Source organism: Amycolatopsis sp. NPDC004169 (genome assembly GCF_040610315.1).
Taxonomy (GTDB): domain Bacteria; phylum Actinomycetota; class Actinomycetes; order Mycobacteriales; family Pseudonocardiaceae; genus Amycolatopsis.
Genome location: NZ_JBEXMD010000101.1, coordinates 1 through 2,718 on the forward strand (window position 1 = coordinate 1; position 2,718 = coordinate 2,718).

Genomic DNA, 2,718 nt, shown 5'->3' on the forward strand with positions numbered 1-2,718 from the left:
TGGTGTTCCCGAGTAGCAGCGAGCTCGTGGAATTTGCTGTGAATCTGCCGGGACCACCCGGTAAGCCTAAATACTTCCTGAAGACCGATAGCGGACGAGTACCGTGAGGGAAAGATGAAAAGTACCCCGGGAGGGGAGTGAAAGAGTACCTGAAACCGTGTGCCTACAAGCCGTCAGAGCCTTTGGGTGATGGCGTGCCTTTTGAAGAATGAGCCTGCGAGTTAGTGCTGCGTGGCGAGGTTAACCCGTGTGGGGTAGCCGTAGCGAAAGCGAGTCTGAATAGGGCGATTGTAGTCGCGTGGTCTAGACCCGAAGCGGAGTGATCTACCCATGGCCAGGGTGAAGCGACGGTAAGACGTCGTGGAGGCCCGAACCCACTTAGGTTGAAAACTGAGGGGATGAGCTGTGGGTAGGGGTGAAAGGCCAATCAAACTCCGTGATAGCTGGTTCTCCCCGAAATGCATTTAGGTGCAGCGTCACGTGTTTCTTGCCGGGGGTAGAGCTACTGGATGGTCTAGGGGCCTTACCGGGTTACCGAAATCAACCAAACTCCGAATACCGGTTAGTGAGAGCGTGGCAGTGAGACGGCGGGGGATAAGCTTCGTCGTCGAGAGGGAAACAGCCCAGAACACCAGCTAAGGCCCCTAAGTGTGTGCTCAGTGGGAAAGGATGTGGGATTGCCCAGACAACCAGGAGGTTGGCTTAGAAGCAGCCACCCTTGAAAGAGTGCGTAATAGCTCACTGGTCAAGTGGTCCTGCGCCGACAATGTAGCGGGGCTTAAGCACACCGCCGAAGCTGTGTCATTGACACAATAGATCCATGCGGGCCCTTGAGGTTTGTGTGTAGTCGTGTTGATGGGTAGGGGAGCGTCCTGCACCCAGGGAAGCCGTGGCGGAAGCTAGCGGTGGAGGGTGTGGGAGTGAGAATGCAGGCATGAGTAGCGAATGCAGAGTGAGAAACTCTGCCGCCGGATGACCAAGGGTTCCTGGGCCAGGCTAATCCGCCCAGGGTAAGTCGGGACCTAAGGCGAGGCCGACAGGCGTAGTCGATGGACAACGGGTTGATATTCCCGTACCCGAGCATGTGCGCCCATGACGAGGCGTTTGATACTAACCACCCGAAGCGTGCCGGCGAAGCCTTCGGGCCTAGTTGGCATTGTGGAGCGTGGGACCTGATTTCGTAGTAGTCAAGCGATGGGGTGACGCAGGAAGGTAGCTCCGCCAGGCGATGGTTGTCCTGGTATAAGCGTGTAGGCCGGAACATAGGCAAATCCGTGTTCCATGAGGCTGAGACGTGATGTGTAGCCGTTTGAGGCGAAGTAGAGTGATCCTATGCTGCCGAGAAAAGCCTCTAGTGAGTGCATGCACGGCCCGTACCCCAAACCAACACAGGTGGTCAGGTAGAGAATACCAAGGCGATCGGGTGAACTGTGGTTAAGGAACTCGGCAAAATGCCCCCGTAACTTCGGGAGAAGGGGGGCCAAACATCCTGAAGCTCTTCTCGGGCTAGGGGTGGGTGGCCGCAGAGACCAGCGGAAAGCGACTGTTTACTAAAAACACAGGTCCATGCGAAGTCGCAAGACGATGTATATGGACTGACGCCTGCCCGGTGCTGGAACGTTAAGAGGACCGGTTAACTCCTTCGGGGGTGAAGCTGAGAATTTAAGCGCCAGTAAACGGCGGTGGTAACTATAACCATCCTAAGGTAGCGAAATTCCTTGTCGGGTAAGTTCCGACCTGCACGAATGGCGTAACGACTTTCCGGCTGTCTCAACCACAGGCCCGGCGAAATTGCACTACGAGTAAAGATGCTCGTTACGCGCGGCAGGACGGAAAGACCCCGGGACCTTTACTATAGTTTGGTATTGGTTTTCGGTTCGGCTTGTGTAGGATAGGTGGGAGACTGTGAAGCTGCAACGCTAGTTGTGGTGGAGTCGTTGTTGAAATACCACTCTGGTCGAATTGGGAATCTGAACCTCGGGCCATGATCTGGTTCAGGGACAGTGCCTGATGGGTAGTTTAACTGGGGCGGTTGCCTCCTAAAGGGTAACGGAGGCGCCCAAAGGTTCCCTCAGCCTGGTTGGCAATCAGGTGTTGAGTGCAAGTGCACAAGGGAGCTTGACTGTGAGACAGACATGTCGAGCAGGGACGAAAGTCGGGACTAGTGATCCGGCACCTCCTGGTGGAAGGGGTGTCGCTCAACGGATAAAAGGTACCCCGGGGATAACAGGCTGATCTTGCCCAAGAGTCCATATCGACGGCATGGTTTGGCACCTCGATGTCGGCTCGTCGCATCCTGGGGCCGGAGTAGGTCCCAAGGGTTGGGCTGTTCGCCCATTAAAGCGGCACGCGAGCTGGGTTTAGAACGTCGTGAGACAGTTCGGTCCCTATCCGCCGCGCGCGTAGGATACTTGAGGAAGGCTGTCCCTAGTACGAGAGGACCGGGACGGACGAACCTCTGGTGTGCCAGTTGTTCTGCCAAGGGCATGGCTGGTTGGCCACGTTCGGAAGGGATAACCGCTGAAGGCATCTAAGCGGGAAGCCTGTTCCAAGATGAGGTATCCCACCCCTTTGTGGGTTAAGGCCCCCAACAGACCATTGGGTTGATAGGCCAGAAATGGAAGCACAGTAATGTGTTGTCGAGTTGACTGGTACTAATAGGCCGAGGACTTGCCTACAAAGATGTTACGCATCCACTCTACGGTTCTGAAACACCAC

The 2,718-nt window shown here is 55.8% G+C and carries 1 rRNA gene; it reads left to right on the top strand.

The features are described from left to right. Positions 1 to 2,678: ribosomal RNA gene (locus ABZX11_RS48110) — 23S ribosomal RNA — on the top strand; the annotation flags it as partial. Positions 2,679 to 2,718: the final 40 nt, after the last annotated feature.